General features: G+C 63.9%; 2 protein-coding genes and 1 pseudogene. All 3 read right to left on the bottom strand.

The window, feature by feature from the left end; translation table 11 throughout:
• A pseudogene (locus tag MJ785_RS20785) lies at window positions 1-511 on the bottom strand (hypothetical protein); the annotation flags it as partial.
• 6 nt (window positions 512-517) lie between these two features.
• Window positions 518-2,581, bottom strand: coding sequence for a transglycosylase SLT domain-containing protein (locus MJ785_RS20780; protein WP_239382476.1), 2,064 nt, complete (start codon window positions 2,579-2,581; stop codon window positions 518-520).
• Window positions 2,578-3,869: phage tail tape measure protein (locus MJ785_RS20775; protein WP_239382474.1), on the bottom strand; the 1,292-nt coding region annotated here is incomplete at its 5' end. The genes MJ785_RS20780 and MJ785_RS20775, both read right to left, overlap by 4 nt.

Genomic DNA, 3,869 nt, shown 5'->3' with positions numbered 1-3,869 from the left:
GGGTCTGTCCGTCGTCGAGGATCGCCCGCATTTTCCGCCGGTCGTCGTCAGTACGGGTGACGAACTTCAGCACGCTGGTGGGCGCGTACCGCCGCCCGGAGACAACGACGGGGTCCTCCCGGCCCAGGATGCGGAACACGCCTTGGGTGAGCTCCCGGGTCATCGCGGACGCGTGGTCCTCTAGCGGTTCCACTGTGATGTTCAGGGCCGGCCGGCCGGGGGATCGCAGCCAGTACAGGCCGTCCGATGGCACGGTGATGATAGGGCTGACCGCGGTGGCCGAGCCGTCGGTGGCCTGGTAGTAGACCGGGATGTCCAGTGGCGCCTCGTAGTCGTATTCCTGCCAGGATCCTGCGGTGAGCAGGCCGGGTTCGCCGTTGCGAACCGGAGTGGTTGGAGTGCTACTGGTCAGTCGGGTGACCGTGACTGATGTTGCCCCGCCGGTCCAGGTGACGACGAGGTGAACGCGGGCCAGGGTGGCGTCCACGGTGGCGGTGATGCTACCGGGCATGATTTGTCACCTCCGTTTCACGCCGCCAGTCAGGCGACGGACCACCTGGCCGTTGCTGGCGGCGATTCGCACGTCCACCATGTCGCTGATCTCCTTGTCGCCGATGTAGACGTGAATGGCGCCGATCATGTCTGCCGCGTTTCCTCCGTCGCGTCCGCCGGCCAGGCTGTGCAGTGTCGACCATTGCTCGCGGTTGAATACCGCCGCGGGTTCACCTAGTCCCGTCTTGTTGATGACGAGGCTGCGGCCGGGTGGCAGGATTCCTCCGGAGTCATATCCCAGATAATTCCCTGTCCACAGGTTGGGGATACGATCTGGTGATCCATACCGGGCGGCAATGTAGCGCTCGGATGAAAGGAGGTTGTCCAGCGCGGAGAAGATGTTCCCGTGGCCGCGTAGGGCGTACGCCGCGAACGTGGATGGGAGCATCTGGGCGATGCCCGTAGCGTGCTCCCCGCCGACGCTGATGGGGTTCACCGCTGTGGCGTTGCCGCCGGATTCCCGGGCGATGATCTGCCGCATGGCCTGCGCCCATGACTGCGGGAATCCGCCGATTCCCAGGGATGCGGCGATCACGCCACCGAGATTCCCGCCACCGCCGTCGTCGCCACCGAACAGCTTGCCCCAGATCCGAGAGCCCATGTGTTCCAGGCCACCGAGAGCGCCCGAGCTGATCCGGGATATGAACGCGCCCGTCAGGCCGGGGACCTTGTCCAGGATGGAGCCCAGGTCGTCGACGTGGGATACCAGCCATCCCCACGGGTCTCGCAGCGCCCCGGAGAAAATGCGATCGAGGGCCGATCCCATGCCCTGGCCGCTGTCGAGGATGCCGTGGATCAGACCGGTCGCGATGTGCCCGCCGAGCTCGTGCATCACGGTGGAGGGGGAGTGGATGCCGAAAAAATTCCTGACTCCGTCGACGATGGATCGGCCGATCGATCCCACTGCGCCAGGGATTGCCGCTGCGGCGTCGACGATGCCGTTGATCAAACCCTGGGTGATGTCGCCACCAATGCCGTGCATCACCGTGGAGGGGGAGCTGATCCCGAACAGTTCACGGATGCCGGTGAGAATGTCGGTACCGATGCGGGATACCCGGCTCCAGATCCCGATACCGACGTCGAGGATTCCGTTAATCAGCCCTTGAGTGATATCGGCTCCGATGGCATGCATCGCCACCGACGGGGACCGCACGCCGAACAGGTCAAGCATGCCGTTCAGGATGTCGGTACCGAAGCGAGAGACGCGGCCCCAGATCCCGACAGCGGAATCCACGATCCCGTTCACGAGACCATCGACGACATTCCCGCCGAGCCGGTACATCACCTTCGATGGCGAGGAGATCTCGAAAAAGCTACAGAACGCGTCGACGATGACCTGAGCCGCTCTTTTCGTCGCGGCCCATGCCAGGGATCCCATCAGCTCGGCGAACCCCTCGATGATGCCGTTCCCCAGATCCCAGATCATGTGGAAGATCGCATCTGTGATCTTCTTCCACGGCATCTTCCTGACGATCTCAATCAGCAGGGTCGCGATAACGGCACTGTCGAACACTGCGACGCCGACGGACGCGGCGATCGCCTGGCCGATCAGATGCCCTATGCGCTTCCAGGGAACCTTATTCAGAACATTAGCGACCTTATCGGCGATTTTTCCTGTCTGCGTGCTGATGAAATCAATGGCCCTGGTGATGCCGTCGAACAGACTCCTGCCTTCTTTTTTCCAATCGATCCCACCGAAAATACTTGCGCCCTTGCCCGCTTCTCTCCCTACCTGCCCGAACAGGTTGCCGATGCCGTGGATGGCCCGCCGGAAACCATCCCTGATCTCGGTGGCGACCTGCCTCCAGTCCACCCGCCGCACCATCCGCGCTATGGCCTGCTCCACCCGGACCACGGTGGTGAGACCCACCTCGATGCCGTGCCCGATCGCATGGGCGACGCTGTGCCCGACTGCACCCCAGTCCACGCGGGCGATTGCCCGTGCGACGGCTCGCCCGCCCGCGAACACGCCGTGGATCGCCGCCGAAATCCCCCCGAAGATCGCATGCGCGACGGCGTGCCAGTTCACCGCGCGAAACGCCGCGACCAGATGTCCGCCGATGCTGAGAGCGACCCGGACGGACTCCTTGATTGCCCCTTGATGCCGTGCTTGATGGCCTCGGTGAACAGGCCCCAGTTACCTGTACTGATCCCGATCCCGAGGCCATTGACCAGATCTCCGGCTATGTGCGCCCCCGCGCCGAACAGACGCCTCCCCTCCCGGAAGACCGCCGCACGAATTCGTGCGACCACCGCCTCCACGACGTCCACCACGCGGCGCATCGCCCGGCCCAGCCGAGCGAAACCCTGCTCCCAGCCGGCTAGGCCCGTCAGTGGCCCGCGAGAAAACCCGGCGGCGAACGGCTCCCAGATTCTCCGGAGTCCATCGATCGAGAATCGCCACACCCGTAGCGCATCGTGCATCGGCCCGCTCAGCCCCCGGACAATCCAGCTGCCGACAAATTGCAGGCCCTGGAGTGTTTTCGTCAGGAACGGGAGGAAAAACGCCCCGGCTTGGATGCCGAACGCCTGGAGCTGCGCTTTCAGCTTGTCGACTTGGAACTTGAATGTGGTGGTCACCACATCCCAGCCCGCGACGTTGTCACCGGCTTTTTTCGTCGCCGCGGTGATCGCATCGGTGTTGTGGATGAACTCTTGCATGTGCGGCCCGGTCAGCTGCACAGCCGCCGTGAACCCCCGTGTACCGCCAGTGATCTTCTGGAGTGCGGCGACCTGCTGGGCGGCATTGTTCGGGAACGTCGTACCAATGTGCTGTTCGACAAGTTGCAGTGTTGCGATAAGACCTTTTCTGCTCAGGCTCTGCTGAACATCCTCGGCGGCTAGCCCCACGCTCTCCAAGGCTTTCCGTGCCGGCCCCGCCGGTGCGGCCAGGGAGTTCAGCACGAACCGCAGGCCGGTCCCCGCGGTTGCCGCGTCATGCGTGACTGACGTGATGGTCGCCATCGCGCCGGATACTTCCGCCAGGGGAACGTGCAAAGCGCTGGCGATGGGCGCGACGGTCTTCAGGCCCATCGCCATGTCTTGGAGTCGAACGCCGCCGTGGGCGACAGTTTCCACGAGCAGTGATGTTGTCTTTGTCGCGTCCTGGACGGGTATTTCGTAGGACCGCATCACGGTCATCAGGCCGACGGACACGGTTTCCATGTCCGCCATGCCCGTCCGGGCGCCCTCTGCCGCAGCTTTCAGGACCGTCAATGCCCGCGCACCGTGGTAGCCGTCTGACTCGATGCTGTAAATACCCTTGGTTAGCTCCAGGGAGCCGACGCCGACCTCACGGGAAATGCTTTGTATTCCCT

This window comes from Protofrankia sp. CiT1, assembly GCF_917627335.1.
GTDB lineage: Bacteria > Actinomycetota > Actinomycetes > Frankiales > Frankiaceae > Protofrankia.
The sequence above is the reverse complement of the archived record's forward strand: the minus strand, read 5'-3'. Positions and strand labels throughout refer to the sequence as shown.